14 protein-coding genes and 1 pseudogene are annotated in these 15,616 nt (G+C 36.2%); 10 read left to right on the forward strand and 5 right to left on the reverse strand.

Annotated elements, in window-relative coordinates; genetic code table 11:
- Positions 1-35 precede the first annotated feature (35 nt).
- The 6 genes and pseudogenes from NST77_RS06545 to NST77_RS06570 all read left to right on the forward strand — a co-directional run bounded on the left by NST77_RS06545 (position 36) and on the right by NST77_RS06570 (position 9,018).
- Positions 36-1,799, forward strand: a complete 1,764-nt coding sequence (locus NST77_RS06545; protein ID WP_341122812.1) for a glycoside hydrolase family 35 protein — start codon at positions 36-38, stop codon at positions 1,797-1,799.
- A 265-nt stretch (positions 1,800-2,064) separates the two neighbouring features.
- Positions 2,065-5,712 (forward strand): polysaccharide lyase family 8 super-sandwich domain-containing protein, encoded by a 3,648-nt coding sequence (locus tag NST77_RS06550; protein WP_341122813.1) that lies wholly within the window; start codon positions 2,065-2,067, stop codon positions 5,710-5,712.
- Between the two features lie 214 nt (positions 5,713-5,926).
- Positions 5,927-6,439 carry a DUF3231 family protein gene (locus NST77_RS06555; RefSeq protein ID WP_341122814.1) on the forward strand — a complete coding sequence of 171 codons (513 nt, stop codon included), beginning with the start codon at positions 5,927-5,929 and terminating at the stop codon, positions 6,437-6,439.
- Positions 6,440-6,625: 186 nt separating this feature from the next.
- Positions 6,626-7,587, forward strand: a pseudogene (locus tag NST77_RS06560) (IS1595 family transposase).
- A 72-nt stretch (positions 7,588-7,659) separates the two neighbouring features.
- Positions 7,660-8,070 (forward strand): DUF4275 family protein, encoded by a 411-nt coding sequence (locus NST77_RS06565; protein ID WP_095328293.1) that lies wholly within the window; start codon positions 7,660-7,662, stop codon positions 8,068-8,070.
- A 309-nt stretch (positions 8,071-8,379) separates the two neighbouring features.
- Positions 8,380-9,018 carry an esterase/lipase family protein gene (locus NST77_RS06570; protein WP_123257537.1) on the forward strand — a complete coding sequence of 213 codons (639 nt, stop codon included), beginning with the start codon at positions 8,380-8,382 and terminating at the stop codon, positions 9,016-9,018.
- Between the two features lie 74 nt (positions 9,019-9,092).
- On the opposite strand, the gene NST77_RS06575 is transcribed toward NST77_RS06570, so the two are convergent.
- Positions 9,093-9,284, reverse strand: a complete 192-nt coding sequence (locus NST77_RS06575; protein WP_095328295.1) for a CsbD family protein — start codon at positions 9,282-9,284, stop codon at positions 9,093-9,095.
- Between the two features lie 308 nt (positions 9,285-9,592).
- Here NST77_RS06575 and NST77_RS06580 point away from each other — a divergent pair, with 308 nt between their 5' ends.
- The 3 genes from NST77_RS06580 to NST77_RS06590 all read left to right on the forward strand — a co-directional run bounded on the left by NST77_RS06580 (position 9,593) and on the right by NST77_RS06590 (position 12,589).
- Complete coding sequence (locus NST77_RS06580) at positions 9,593-10,369, forward strand: acetoin reductase (protein ID WP_095328296.1); 777 nt, start codon at positions 9,593-9,595, stop codon at positions 10,367-10,369.
- Between the two features lie 625 nt (positions 10,370-10,994).
- Positions 10,995-11,633 (forward strand): lysozyme inhibitor LprI family protein, encoded by a 639-nt coding sequence (locus NST77_RS06585; RefSeq protein WP_341122815.1) that lies wholly within the window; start codon positions 10,995-10,997, stop codon positions 11,631-11,633.
- 101 nt (positions 11,634-11,734) lie between these two features.
- Positions 11,735-12,589, forward strand: a complete 855-nt coding sequence (locus tag NST77_RS06590) for an AraC family transcriptional regulator (protein WP_095328298.1) — start codon at positions 11,735-11,737, stop codon at positions 12,587-12,589.
- Between the two features lie 83 nt (positions 12,590-12,672).
- Here NST77_RS06590 and NST77_RS06595 read toward each other — a convergent pair whose 3' ends face one another.
- On the reverse strand, positions 12,673-13,230 hold the full coding sequence (locus tag NST77_RS06595; protein ID WP_341122816.1) for a GNAT family N-acetyltransferase: 558 nt from the start codon (positions 13,228-13,230) through the stop codon (positions 12,673-12,675).
- 131 nt (positions 13,231-13,361) lie between these two features.
- Here NST77_RS06595 and NST77_RS06600 point away from each other — a divergent pair, with 131 nt between their 5' ends.
- Positions 13,362-14,069 (forward strand): DNA alkylation repair protein, encoded by a 708-nt coding sequence (locus NST77_RS06600; protein WP_095328300.1) that lies wholly within the window; start codon positions 13,362-13,364, stop codon positions 14,067-14,069.
- Between the two features lie 61 nt (positions 14,070-14,130).
- Here the strand turns inward: NST77_RS06600 and NST77_RS06605 are convergent, their stop codons facing one another.
- From NST77_RS06605 to NST77_RS06615, 3 genes are all read right to left on the reverse strand, one after another.
- Complete coding sequence (locus NST77_RS06605) at positions 14,131-14,598, reverse strand: CBO0543 family protein (protein ID WP_095328301.1); 468 nt, start codon at positions 14,596-14,598, stop codon at positions 14,131-14,133.
- Positions 14,591-15,076, reverse strand: coding sequence for a CBO0543 family protein (locus NST77_RS06610; protein ID WP_095328302.1), 486 nt, complete (start codon positions 15,074-15,076; stop codon positions 14,591-14,593). Before NST77_RS06610 ends, NST77_RS06605 begins: the two co-directional genes overlap by 8 nt.
- Positions 15,077-15,247: 171 nt before the next feature.
- Positions 15,248-15,424 (reverse strand): hypothetical protein, encoded by a 177-nt coding sequence (locus NST77_RS06615; protein WP_164463618.1) that lies wholly within the window; start codon positions 15,422-15,424, stop codon positions 15,248-15,250.
- Positions 15,425-15,616: the final 192 nt, after the last annotated feature.

The following is a 15,616-nucleotide window of genomic DNA, read 5'->3' on the forward strand; positions in this document are numbered from 1 at the left end:
TTAACGATGTTCATGAAATAAGATGGGAGGATAAGATGACAAGCTTTCAAATTGGTAAAGAGTTCTTGTTAAATGGAGAGGAATTTAAAATTATTTCAGGTGCAGTTCATTATTTTAGGATTGTGCCTGAGTATTGGGAGCACAGCCTCTTTAATTTGAAAGCACTCGGCTGCAATACGGTAGAGACTTATATTCCTTGGAATTTACATGAACCACAAGAAGGAATATACAACTTTGACGGGATTGCAGATGTTAAAGAATTTATAAAGACAGCTGAAAGGCTTGGATTATATGTCATAGTAAGACCTTCTCCTTATATTTGTGCTGAATGGGAATTTGGAGGTTTACCAGCATGGCTTTTAAAAGATCGGACAATGCGAATCCGCAGTCGTTCATCCAATTTTTTATCAAAAGTAGATACTTATTATCAATCACTATTTGATGTGATTAGACCACTTCAAGTTACAAAGGGTGGTCCTGTTATTATGATGCAAGTGGAAAATGAGTATGGATCCTTTGGAAATGATAAAGAGTATGTGAAAAGAATAAAAGATTTAATGGTTAAGCATGGGGCAGAAGTACCACTATTTACTTCTGATGGCACATGGCATGAGGCTTTAAAAGCGGGAAGTCTTTTGGAGGATGATATTCTACCTACAGGAAACTTTGGATCCAAGTCAAGTCATAATCTCAAAGAGTTAGCTGCTTTCCATCAGGAAAATAATAAAGCATGGCCGTTAATGTGTATGGAATTTTGGGATGGCTGGTTTAATCGCTGGGGAAACGAAATTATCAGACGGGACCCAGATGAGCTAGCTGGTGAAGTGGAGGAACTACTGCAACTTGGAAGCATCAATTTTTACATGTTTCATGGTGGAACGAACTTTGGTTTTATGAATGGTTGTTCAAGCCGTAACGGCATTGACCTTCCGCAAATCACCTCCTATGATTACGATGCCCTTCTAACGGAGTGGGGAGAACCAACAGAAAAATATTTTGCTGTCCAAAAGGCCATAAAAAAAGTAGTTGAAAACTGCTGGCAAGATCAACCGCGAGATTTAGTCAGAAAAGATTTAGGGAGCGTCAAACTAAACCGAAAAGTCTCTTTATTTAGTACGCTTCCGACTTTAAGCCAAAAGATAACTCATTCACATACACTAACAATGGAAGAATTAGATCAGAATTATGGCTATATTCTCTATCAAACAAAAATAGACAATAGAGAGCAAATCGACAACTGTCAAGTCGTTGAGGCAAACGATCGAGTACAAATTTTTGCGGATGAACAATGGATTCACACTGAATATCAGGAAACACTCGGCAGTTCTTTTGTTTTACCAAAAGAAACAAAGGAATTGAGTATTTTAGTGGAAAATGTTGGACGGGTAAATTATGGAGGAAGATTACTCTCGCCAACCCAACGAAAAGGAATTCGTTCTGGAGTGATGATTGACATTCATTTTCATCATTATTTTGATCATTATCCATTAACATTAGATGACTTAAGCAAGGTAGACTTTTCTCGCAGCTGGGAGAAAAATCAACCAGGTTTTTATGAATATGTGTTTGAATTAGAAGAATGTGTGGATACATTTCTAGACTGTTCGGGTTTCGGGAAAGGGATGGCAGAATTAAATGGTTTTCATTTAGGGCGTTTTTGGAATGTAGGCCCAACCGGTTCATTGTATATACCGGCTCCTTTGTTAAAAAAAGGAATGAACCGTTTAATTATATTTGAAACAGAAGGTATCTACTCAGAAGAAATCCATTTTGCTAATAAACCAATATATATAAAATAATTTCAGATTACCATATACTTTATCTCCCCTGATTAGACAGATAGAAAATAATAATGTCAAGATCAGGGGACTTTTTTGAACAAATTCCTTATAGAACTTGTTTTGCTCTAATGACAATTCAAAGATTACTTAACTGTCGACCAGTTAATGTCGAGCTTAATAATACCTAGTTTAACTCTCATGACTTTATCTAATAAAAATACGATTCTAACTAAAAGCTATAATCCACGTTTTGATTACAAAACTGTATATGGAGGATGGGAAAATGCAAAAAGGAATTAGTGTTTTTTTATTCACTTTCATGATAATTAGTTTCGTTCTCCCTGCTCGTAACATCACAGCTGAAGAAACGATAAACGAGAACTTGATCCAGAATGGTGGGTTTGAGACGGTAACGAGTAATAGTTCTTGGGCAAATAGTGAGGGGCCAGGAAAATGGAGCACCTGGATTCCAAGTGGTACCCCGGAGCTGCGAATGGACGATAGTGTATTTTACGAGGGTGAAAAATCTATTTCTATCAAAGCCACAGAAACTAGCAGAGCGGATGTTCTCCAAGATGTTTCTGTCAAGTCTGGCTTCACTTATCAATTATCTTTCTGGGTCAAAACAGAAAATATTGAAGCCTCTGGTGGAGGTGTATTTGTCCGAACACAATATTTAGATAGTGCGAACAAAAAAATCAGCGATGGACCTTCTACTGAAAAATTAAAAGGTTCACAGGATTGGAACACAAAACGGCTTGGTTTAACGATTCCTAATAATGCAAGTAAAGTAAGAATAGAGTTATTTTTTGAAACAGCAAAAGGACAGGCTTGGTTTGATGAAGTGGCTTTGAAAGAATCAGATAAAACAGTAACGGATTTTTCGTTAAAGCAAAATGCCGTTAAGGTAGGAATAGGAGAGACAGTGACTTTGGAGCCTGTTTTTACACCGGCTGATGTGACAGACAAAACGGTAACTTGGACATCCTCCAACCCTGAAATTGCCTCTGTTAATAGCGCGGGCGTTGTTACAGGCGCAGAGTCAGGAGCTGCGACTATTAAAGCAACATCAAAAGATGGCGGTTTTACGGCAGAATGTCTAATTAGTGTAGATTCTGTGGAGGACATTGGGTACTATGATGAGCTCCGATTAAGTTGGTTCCATAAACTTACAGGAAATGAGCTTTATAATCCGGCTGATCAGGATGCAGCCGCCTATATGAGTGGCTTAGAAAAGAAAGTTACAAATAAGGATGGAACAGGTATATGGGATATGATGAATAAAATGGAGAATCGAAATTCCTTGTGGGCAGATAATGAAAGTACAACTAATTCAGCTCAAATTACTACCTCCTATCAACGCTTAAAGGATATGGCTCTTGCTTATTCAAGTAAAGGTTCAGCATTGTTTCGCAATCAAGCTTTAAAGACTGATATTATTATTGGATTAGATTGGTTGCATAATAATCGATACAATGCTGATAAAGAAGAATACGGTAATTGGTGGGACTGGGAAATTGGAATTCCCCAAACGTTGAACGATATTATGGTGTTAATGTATAACGATTTATCATCGCTTCAAATTAATAATTATATTAAAGCAATTGACAGGTTTGTTCCTGATCCTGCGAAACGGGTTTCACTTGGTGACCCAAACTTCCGTGAAACAGGCGCAAACCTTTTGGATAAGGCTTTAGTTGTTTCTCTTCGCGGTATTATCGAAAAAAATAGCGGAAAGGTACTGAAAGGGCGTGATTCCATTAGTAAAGAATATATCTATGTTAACAGCGGGGACGGTGTATACAGAGACGGTTCACTTGTTCAACACTTTAATGTTGCATACACAGGGGGATATGGAGCAACATGGGTCGGCCGAACAGCTGATATGTTGTATTTATTAAAAGATTCACCATGGGAGGTCAAGGATTCAAACGTTGACAACGTATTTAACTGGGTGAGCGATTCGTTTGAACCACTTATTTATAAAGGCGCCATGATGGACATGGTGTCAGGCAGAGGTGTTTCGAGGCAGAGCACCAATGATCATGCAACAGGCAGATCGACGATTTTGAGTTTGCTTCGGTTAGCAGATGCCGCTCCACAAGAACATGCATTGTCCATTAAACAAATGGTCAAAGAGTGGATTCAAACAGATACGACCTTTAGCAATTATGTTAATGGTTTATCCATTTATCAAATCCATCTTGTCCATACACTGGTGAATGACACAACGATCGAACCGAGGGGAGAGTTAATCAAGAATCAAGTGTTTGCAGGCATGGACCGTGTTGTTCATTTGCGTCCTGGTTTTGGTTTTGGAATCAGTATGTTTTCTGATAGAATTTCAGGTTTCGAATATGGCAATGGAGAAAATAAAAAAGGCTGGTACACAGGGGCTGGTGCTACATATTTATATAACAATGATTTAAAGCAATTCAGCAATGATTACTGGCCAACTGTGGACAGCTATCGATTACCAGGAACAACAACCGATCAATCGAAAGGAACACTAAAAGATTGGGAAAGCTACTATAACCCAAGGTCATGGGTTGGCGGTTCTAATCTGGATGATCTTTATGGTGCAGCAGGAATGGATTTTTCCCTTGAGAAATTAACGGGAAGTTCATTAAAAGGAAAAAAATCATGGTTTATGTTTGATGATGAAATTGTGGCATTAGGTGCAGCTATTTATAGCACGGGAGAATCTGAAGTAGAAACAATTGTTGAAAATCGACAATTAAATGCCAACGGTAATAATAAGCTATTGATCAATGGAGAAGAAAAGATAAAAGAACTTGGTGATTCAGAGGTCTTAAACGATGTTCAATGGGCTCATTTAGAGAAAAATGTTCAAGGATCAGATATAGGCTATTATTTTCCCAATTCACCTAGTCTCCGTGGTTTACGGGAATCAAGAACAGGATCTTGGAATGAAATTAATAGTGGAGGATCTACCGAATCCATTACAAGAAATTATTTAAGTTTAGCCTTTGACCATGGCAAACAGCCTGTAGATGAAACTTACTCCTATGTTCTTTTACCTAATAAGGATGTGGAACAAACAAAAAATTACAGCGAGAAACCTGATGTTACTATTCTTGCCAATACAGCATCTGTTCAGGCAGTTAGAGAGGAAACACTTAAGCTAACAGCAGCAAACTTTTATCAAAAAGACACAGTAGGTTTCATTAAAGCAGGGAGCGCTGCATCTGTAATGGTAAAAGAAGAGAAAAATGGCTTGACACTTTCCGTCTCAGATCCGACACAAAAACAGGATAAAATTAGGATCGAGATGAATAAAACAGGACTAGAAGTAGATAAGAAAGATGATAAAATAAAAGTTCTGCAGACTTCCCCAACCATTCAGGTGGAAGTGAATGTGGCCAATTCGATTGGCAAAACACATTCTATTCAATTTATCGATAAAGAATCTCCAACTATTTCAGCGCCAAAAACGGATGATATTTATCGAACGGACACCGTCAATTTAACATTTGCGATGTCTGATTCTTATAGCGATATAGCAAGTAAAGAGTTTTACTTAGATGATGTGGCTGTAAGCAACCCGATAGAAATCAAACCGTATTCTCTATCTTTAGGAGAACATACCATTAAGGTAATCGCTACCGATCAGGCTGGAAATGTGGCTGAAGAAACATATCAGCTAAACGTTATAATGGATATCAATCATTTAAGGGAAGCGATTAATTATGGAAGAGACAAAGAATGGATAAATAATGAGATCGCTAATAATCTACATGTAAAGATTAACCATATTATTCAAAAGGAAAAGATGAATAACAAACAAATCAGGAATAATTTACATGCCATGACAAAATTAATTCAAGCACAATCCGGTAAAAAGATCGATGAATCCTTTGCCAACTTACTGTTGGAGGATATATCTAATTTACTTACCTTATATCAATAAAACATATATGTGAATAAGCATGGATATCTTTATAGTTATGGAAGAGACGGTATTTGATGATATTATAATCCCTAATTGACTTACTTGTTGTAATCGTTTTCGTTATATAGATGAAAGTGAAATTATCAATATTCTTCTCTTATGTTGGAAAAGCTATGGAAGTGCGAAAGGACGCACTAACTATAGAGTTACTAAACATGAAGGAGGATTATTGATGGGGATTTTATCTGGAAATCCAAAGGAAGAGCCGTTACACTATGGGGAAGTTTTTGATATTTGGGCATCGCAACTAGTCGGAAATAGTATGACAGCAGGCTATCAAACGATGTTGAATCATGCTGGTGATGGGGATTTAAAGAAGTTATTAGTCGAAGTTATTGAAACTTGCAAAGAAGAAAAAAGGCAGCTGGAAGAGCTTTTAAAAGAAAATGGTGTCGGTTTACCACCGGCTGCACCCGAACCTCCTGATGCTTGTTTAGAGGATATTCCAGTCGGTGCAAGAATACCAGATCCTGCAATAGCCGCAACACTTTCTGCTGATATTGCTGCAGGTTTAGTAACTTGCAGTCAAATAATTGGTAAATCCATCAGAGAAGACGTTGCTGCTATGTATGGTCAATTTCATACCAAAAAGGCAGCTCTTGGAGCAAAAGTTCTTCGCTTAAATAAAGAAAAAGGCTGGCTTATCCCACCGCCATTACATCTTAATAAACATGGTGATTGTTAATTCTCAAACACGGTTAATACTAGCCGTGTTTTTTGTTTTGCTAGCTAACGAGCTATTCACAAAATTGATGCTTTAGATCGATGAGAGAATTGTAAATACATAAAAGATAGTAGTGTTTAATAATATAGTCTCTGTTTTGTTAATTGTGGTATCCTGAATTTAATAAATACAAGTGGGGTACTTAAAATGACTGTTTCGACCATACTATCTGATATTGCTAATTTAAGTGACAAAGAAAAAAGTATATTTTAGATTTTTTAACTCGCCATTTACGCTTTCTGCTTCTCAGCACGGTGGATTAATTGACGAATTAAGAGAAAGAAAAATTTCTAGTGGCTTTCATTGTCGCCATTGTGTAAGCCTTTTTGGTAAAAGAAATGGTCGCCAACGTTACAAATGCAAAGACTGCTCAAAATTAAGCAACCACCTTACAAATTTGCCTATGTATAGAACCAAAAAAGCAGACAAATGGGTGAATTTTATTGAATGTATGTTGAAAGGTTTATCGTTACGAAAAACAGCTAAAATCGTTGGCATTACCCACGTTACTGTTTTTTTATTGGAGACATAAAGTTTTATCTTCATTAGTTAAAGAAGGGTTAGATTCATTTGAAGGAATTGTAGAAGTTGATGAGACCTATTTCTTGGAAAGTTCAAAAGGTCGAAATATTATTTCACGTCATAAGCACAGAAAACGGGGCGGATCCGCTACTAAAAGAGGAATATCCAATGAACATGTTTGTGTATTAGTAGCAAGAGACCGAAATAAGACTACCCTATCTAGACAAGTTGGGTCAGGAAGGATTTTAACTGAACAAATCGATGGAATTCTTACACCCTATCTTCCTAGTGATACAGTGTTAATTTCCGATGCCCATAATTCATATAAATTTTATACTACTAAAAACGATATAGAGCACGTTGTTATCAATGGAAACAAGAATGAATATGTCAAAAAAGGCATTTACAATTTGAACAACATCAATAATTATCATTCTAGATTGAAGAAATGGATTAATCGATTTAATGGTGTATCAACAAAATATTTGCAGCTCTATTTAGTTTGGTTTCAGTTCCTTGATAATAGAAGAATGGAAAACGATTTAAGTAAGAAAAAATCAATGCTAATTATAGCTAGTGTGAACTGAACCTTGGAAACTGCAAAGATGTTGAGATTAAGAGAGATTGCTTTTTAATAGGTAGAGAGGAATTTTAAAAATATGAGAAATAAACAAATAAAGAAAATTGAAATACCGAAGTGGGGAAACTATTTGCGAGGGAGATGGCGTGAATGTTTTGCAAGTCATCTTTCAAAAGAGGAACAAAAAGAGATTTGGATGGATAATTTCCTCTGGCACTTATGTAGTTGGGAAAAGGTTAAGTGCCTTGAGAAGGATGAAGCAATAACAGCATTTCTTAATCAATCAAAGAATAAATGTACAATATTTTATCAATTTATTGACGATGCTTACCTTCTTGAAAATGGAGACACTCTTTCAATCAATGAACTACCATATATCGAACGCCACATGTACTATAGTGACATTTATGTAATGGATTGGAATTACAAATGGACATTTATTATGACGCATGAAACTGAATGTGGTCCATATTTTATTCAGAGAGATTAATTTAAAATTAAAACAACTCGCCTTCCAAATGGAATTTAGCGAGTTTTTTATTTGATAATTTTAAAACAACCTTTATCTTTAACATAGCCTACTTTTTTTGAAGAAGAGGAAATGAATAAAAAAGGTTTATTATAATAATAAAAGAGAAAAGGAGTTTAATACCACGTATTTTCAAGTAGAGTTGTGTATCCGAAAGGCGTATTCATCTAATCTTTGAACAGACTAGAAAAAGTTACCGGTTGTTTCTGCTCTTAAAATATATAACAATGATATAGCAAGATAGCAGTCAACCAAACAGGGAGGAATATCATGAAAAAAACTAAACTATTATTATCACTAACTATGAGTATCGCGATTATCATTTCTGTTATGGGTATGAATCCAACTGTTTTAAAAGCTCAGACAACTGGACATGATCCAGTAATTTATGTTCACGGAACTGGCGGCAACAGTACAAACTTTCTTGCAATAAAAAATTATTTACTTAAGCAAGGCTGGTCTTCTGATGAATTATTCGCTATTGAATTAATTGATAAAACAGGCAACAGCTTGACGAATGCAAAGCAGCTTGAATCATATGTAGATAAAGTGTTAAAGGAAACTGGAAAAAATAAAGTGGATATTATCGCTCACAGTGCTGGTGGAATCAATACCCTTAAGTATATCCAAAATACGGGCGGAACGAAGGTAAATGATGTGATTACATTGGGATCTCCCAACAAATTCATCACATCAAAAGCACCTGTAGGGGAAGATCCTAATCACAAAATCCTATACACTTCTATTTACAGCAAAAATGATTATTTAGTTCCTAATATGCTTTCAAAATTGGAAGGCGCTAAAAACGTACAAATAAGCGGTGTTGGCCATTTGGGATTAGTTGTAAATAGTCAGGTAAATGAGTTAATTAAAGAAGGTTTAAATGGTGGAGGAAAAAACACCAATTAAGATAAGAACAATAAAGAGCCCTTCGATGTGTAGTATAAGCATGGAAGGGCTCTTTTAGTATGTTTTTGTTTTGATTACTTACGGTCTACATCCTCTTTAAATTTTCCTGCGGCTTCTTGCATTTTTCCTTTCAGTTTATCTTTTTTACCATCAGCTTGCATGCTTGTATCGCCTTTTGCATTACCAAGCTGGTCTTTTACTTCGCCTTTTACTTTCGATACGCCACTTTTAACTTTATCCGCTATACTATGTTTATTTTCTGCCATGATTCAACACTCCTTATTTCAGGTTATGTTTAATTTGTACCCTGTTGTTTTTTTCGTTAAACGTTTGTTTGATTAATTTAGCGATAAAGGTATAGCCTATATAGATGCTCAACAAATTCCAACATCAATTATACAAAAACGCTCATAAACACATCCTCTGAAACATGATTTTTCGAGGGGAGTGGTGACCAAATTTGAAAATTGCTTGAATTCAAATGATTTGATTTTTATTTTATAGTTTATTAATATAATAAAGTGACAAAAAACTGATTTTTCAGTAATAATTTATTACAAGAGGTGTTTATTCAATGAGTAAAGTTGCAGTTATTACAGGTTCAGCCGGTGGTTTAGGGCGTGGTATTGCAGAGCGTTTACTTAAAGATGGTTTCAAAGTAGTAATACATGACATCAATCAAGAGTTATTGAATGCCACTCTGGAAGAAATGAAATCTCAAAATGCTGATGTAATTGGTGTTGTGGGAGATGTTTCAAAACGAGAAGATCAGTTTAATCTTGTCCAAAAAGCAGTAGACGCATTTGGACGTTTAGATGTATTTGTAAACAATGCAGGTATTGATGCAGTTAAACCTTTCTTAGAAATTGAAGAAAATGAATTAAACCGCCTATTTAACATCAATGTAAATGGTGTAGTTTTTGGTACACAAGCTGCTGCTAAACAATTTATAGCGCAAGGGTCAAAAGGTAAAGTCATAAACGCTTGCAGTATAGCAGGTCATGAATCTTTTGAAATGTTAGGTACTTATTCTGCTACAAAACATGCAGTACGTTCATTTACACATTCTGCTGCGAAAGAACTTGCCAAATATCAAATTACAGTTAATGCTTATTGTCCAGGGATTGCGAAAACAAAAATGTGGGATCGAATTGATGAAGAAATGGTACGTTATAGTAATGGTGCTTTACAACCAGGTGAAGCATTTGCTCAGTATAGCGCAGATATTGCATTACAACGTTACCAAACACCAAGAGATGTAGCAAACTTAGTATCATTTTTAGCTTCTGATGATGCCGATTATATTACAGGACAAGCAATCTTAACAGATGGTGGCTTAGTTTATCGTTAATTTTCTAAAGTTTGATTAGATAACTTTTAGAGAGGCTGCTGTTTGTAAATGCAGACAGCAGCTTCAAAATTCATTGTCCAGCTGTTTTCTACTTATTCTTTTCAAACGGTTGTCTACCTTCTAATTATTAGCGCACAGAAATAGTCTATTTATCGTAACCTAAATTGGCGCCTTTCTAGATAATATTAATAGAGCCATAAACCGTTCCATTATCCTCCAATAAAATCTTCATTTTATCTCGTTTTCTATTACAACTACAAAATAGATTAGAAGAAAAGGAATTTAGCCCCAAAAAAGCCAATCCACCAATCAATTTTCTCGTATCCGTATTTTCTTCTCACCAAAGATTCAATCAACAGTCACTTTATTTAATCTTGCGTTATCAGTATCTTTATCAGGAGAAAAAGTGAATTAAATCCAAGAATAAACATTTTCCTCCGCTATCCCAAACCATTGTCAGAGTAAAACATTGTTTTATGAATCAAAGACATGTATAAAACTCCTTTTCTATCATTTAAACAGTTATTTATTAGCGAAAAAGGAAGAAATATGGGAATCTATGTTAAAATGAATAGGGAAGGTTAAACTTTTCGGAAAAGACATAAAGAGATTGGAGTTTTAAAAAATGAAAAAAAGCAGTATATTTTTTGCAGCAACCCTGTTTGTTCTTTTATTAGCAGGCATGTCTGCATGCAGCAATGCATCTGAAAGTGATTCAGCGAACAACACAAATAATAAGCAGTCAGAAACTGATCAGAAAGCAGAAAACAAAGACGTTTCTTCTCCGTCTAATGAGTCACCTGCAGATAGTACAGAAACTGCTGAAAATAGTAAGGATAGCCAGATGGATGAACCGGCCAGCGAAGATAAATCGCAAGCTGACGATAAAGTAGAGGGAAGAAAAGCGGAGTTTATCAAAAAATTAGATAACATCCAAAAAGAAGTAGATGCTATGCCTGATAAGAAGGATTCAGATAAAGGCGTAACAAATGCAATGAAAAATTACTATGGTGTATCCTATGAAAAGTACGATGAGGTTTTGAACGAGATTTATAGCATTTTAAAAGCAGAGTTAGCACCAGAGGTAATGAATAATTTGAAAACAGAACAAATGAAGTGGATTGAACAAAAGGAAGCGGCAGCAAAGGAAGAGAGAGAAAAATATAGTGGCGGTACGTTTGAGAATGTTGCCAATTATATTTCTTTATACGAATCAACTAAGAAAAGATGCTATGAATTAGTGAATGAATATATGGCAGATTAGCCGTCTTTATCAATGCCACCTGGATACGACATTTATAGGCAACATATGTCGGACAAAATGTCTCTAAGTTTTATAACATAGGAAGTGAAAGGAGGGAATCTATGGACTGGCTGGATAGAATGAATAATGTACTAGACTACATAGAAGCAAATCTAGAAGGAGAGATAGACTACAAAGAATTAGCCAAAATTGCGTACTGTTCCGAGTTCCATTTTTCGAGAATGTTTGCATCTATATCTGGATTTACCCTATCTGAATATATTAGACGCAGACGGTTAACGCTTGCTGCTTTTGAATTACAACAAAGCGATAGGCGGATTATTGAAATTGCTCAATTATATGGTTATGAATCGGCTGATTCTTTTTCTCGCGCTTTCAAGAAACTGCATGGAATAAAGCCTTCTGAATGCCGCCATCAAGGAACACAGCTAAAGGCCTTTCCAAAAATCTCCTTTCAAATCGCTATGAAAGGGGACACAGAAATGGAATATCGAATCGAAAATATAGACTTTGAAGTAAAGATTGTTGGGAAAAGTAATCCGGTTCAAACAAGTAAAGCTTTTAAAAAAATCCCGACCATCTGGAGCAAAGCGAAAAAAGATGGATTTATGCAGGAATTGATTGATCTATCTTGGGAAAATCCGAAGTGCTTACTGGAAGGCATTTTAGGTATTTGTGGGAAAGAAGCCGCCATAATGGACGAGGAATTCAATTATTTTACGGGTGTCCGGTATGAGGGAGAAGCAAAAAATGGGATGGAAACCATCTTAATTCCTCCAGCAACATGGGCTGTTTTTCCCAATATCGTAGAAGCATGGAAACGATTATATTCCGAGTGGGTTCCTACCTCTGGATATGAGCTTGCTAATTTACCATGTATAGAATGTTATTATGGCCCAGGACATAAACCTCGCCATGAACTCTGGGTGCCTATTATTCCTAAACCATCCAAGTAAATGACTATAAAAGTAGCTATTAAGAAGGATAACGATGTTTCTTCTCTAATATCTTTATATCGACAAACCGAAAGCCCTGCTTCTTACACAGGGCTTTTTTTAAAATCTCCTTTAAGGATCGAATACATATATAAATCATCAAACTTTCCGCGTGTATACTCATAATGCCTTAATAGGCCTTCTTTTAAGAAGCCGTGTTTTTCGACTAATTTTTGCGAGGCTGTATTGGCTGGTTCGATTAAGGCCTCGACTCTTTCTAAGCTAAGCTGTTGAAATCCATAGGCGAGAACAGCGTTGAGGGCTTCGCCTGCGATTCCTTGCCCCCAATAGCTTCTGCTTAATTCATAGCCAATTTCTGCTTTATAATGCTTTGGCTGTCTATTCAGAAAGCCGCAGCTTCCTATAACGATGTTCTCCTTTTTCAATGTGATGCACCAGCGTATGCCAGTGCCTTTTTCCCAGATTGATTTGTACCAATTTATTTCTTCTAATACATCATCTGCTGACTTGTAAGGTTCAAGCCCCATATGCTGCACTACCTCTTGATTCGATAAGTAGATATACATATCTTTTGCATCTTCATTTGTTGCCTGTCTTAAATGCAAACGCTCTGTTTCTATGATAGGGAATGGCTGCTTCATTGACAATACTCCTTTTTTCTAAATACAATGGATAGGTGTATACTTCAACAAGAAACAGATAAATTCCTTCAATTGTCAAAAGTCCGCAGAATATATATTTGAATTAAAATAATAGAAGAGGAAGTGAAACAATGGATTTGGAAACAGTTATGCAGGAACTAGAAGCACTAGGGAAGGAAAGAACGAAAAAGATTTATATGGGAAACGGAGCGCAGGAGCCGGTTTTTGGGGTTGCAACAGGTGCGATGAAGCCACTTTCCAGGATAATTAAGAAAAATCAGCCCTTAGCAGAAGAACTATATGCAACGGGTAACTATGATGCCATGTATTTTGCAGGGGTTATTTGTGATCCAAAGAGCATGACAGAGGAAGATTTTGAACGGTGGATTGATGCAGCTTATTTTTACATGATTTCCGATTACATAGTAGCCGTTTCTTTAGCGGAAACTGATTTTGCCCAAGCTGTTGCTGATAAGTGGATCGAAAGCGGAGAAGAATTTCGTATGTCAGCCGGATGGAGCTGTTATTGCTGGCTGTTAGGAAACCGCAAGGACGAGGAGTTTAGTGAAACCAAGCTTGCAAGCATGTTGGAGCAAGTGAAAAATACGATTCATCAAGCTCCAGATATTGTGAAATCCTCTATGAACAACTTTATTGCCACTGTGGCCATTTCCTATGTTCCCTTACATGAGCTGGCAGTAGCAACAGCTAAAGCAGTAGGTCCAGTGGAAATCAAGAAAGGCAAGAAAAAAAGCACGACCTCGATTGTAGCAGACAGAATACAAAAAGAGCTGGACAGGGGAATGCTTGGGTTCAAGCGGAAATATGTAAGATGTTAAAGAAAAAGGCCAAATTCCTTCATGTTCAGGGGGAATTTGACCTTTTATTTATCCTTTGTATTTATGAAAAACCTTTTCTAAACCAGAAGGCAAATGTCTTAGTCATATATAAAACGAGGAAGTCGATACTGACAGCAAGCCACCAATGCCAGTTTAGATCATGAATAAGATTGCTATTTTTCTCTACTAAAAACATATAAAGATGTATGCCATTGCTAAAGATTAAGTAATAGAGGAAAATTTTTAGCCGATGTTTCTTTTCCGGATAATAGAGAAGAAAAAGAACAGCGAAGGTTGGCAATACTATGTAGTAGAGGGAGAAACTCATTTTTGTTGCATGCGAAAATTCTCTATATGGAAATCTCACCAAGTCCATCGATACTTGTATATGTGTAAAGATCCAAGCAGTTGCATGGGCAAATAAAAAAACAATTTGAAAATATCTTTTTCTCTCTTTCGGAATAAAGCGAATGAGTAAAAACAAACAGACAACCCATGAAACAATTAAAATAATTAGTTCCTTATTCATTGTATTTCAGTTCCTTTTTAAACCAACTATAGTAAGTATGGTTAATATACAATGTGACCATAACACTTAGCAGCGTATAATATCCGTGCCAACTAAGATAGTCCACGAGTTCGGTGTAGCGCTCTATTACTACTTCAAGACAAGTAAAGAATCCAGCAAAGAGAAAATAATAGAAGAATTTTCCTGTTTTTTTAAATTTTTTGGGAAAGTATAAACTAAACATAATCGCTGTCACAGGGAAAAGGAAAAACTCAAATGTAAAGCTAGACCGGTTAAATTCGTTTGCGGAGGAGAAGAGTTGAACAGGGTAGTCAATCATATTCCATTCCACAGCAAGTAATCCGGCAGGCCAGGTAATAATCTGCAGAGATAAAAATATCACCCACGCATCTCTCGTTTTCTGTTTGGGAACAAGTAAGAAAATGGCAAGGATACTGATTGCGATAATCCCAACTAAAATCCATCTTTCCATATTCATGGGGAATTTCACCTGCTCAAATAGATAGTTATTCATAGTATTGCCGCGGGGACAGAATTTATCCAGAAAAATAAAATGGAAGACTTCTAGATTATTCTACCCTTAACAAGTGAAGGCAGGTGGAAAGCAACTGTCCATTGGCAGATAGAGAAGTAATAGCAGCAAACAAATTTATTGCTTGCGTTCTCTGGCTTTCCCGTAATGTTTCCAAACATAATAAATGCACCAAAATACAATCGGCAAAGATAAGGGAATATAACTCTTTTCTGGTGGAAGAAAGAGAATAAGTACAATTCCTATTATTAAAAAAGAAGGCATTAATAGCCAATACTTTTTATCTATGTTCATTTGTACCACTCCAAATAGTTTGTTTATTACATATACGCGCTAGTGGATGAGAAAGTTTCCTTTCGTTATCAAACTTTCCCCAAGAATGAGAAAAATGCTGTTTTTTCTATAACCAAATTGTTAAGACTGCATATGATAAAGTGGATGGACAACCAATAACTTGCCAGCTAGGAACGCGAAAAACTCTGCTCA

Origin of the sequence: Niallia sp. FSL W8-0177 (genome assembly GCF_038006285.1) — a bacterium.
GTDB classification, from domain to species: Bacteria; Bacillota; Bacilli; order Bacillales; family Cytobacillaceae; genus Niallia; species Niallia circulans_A.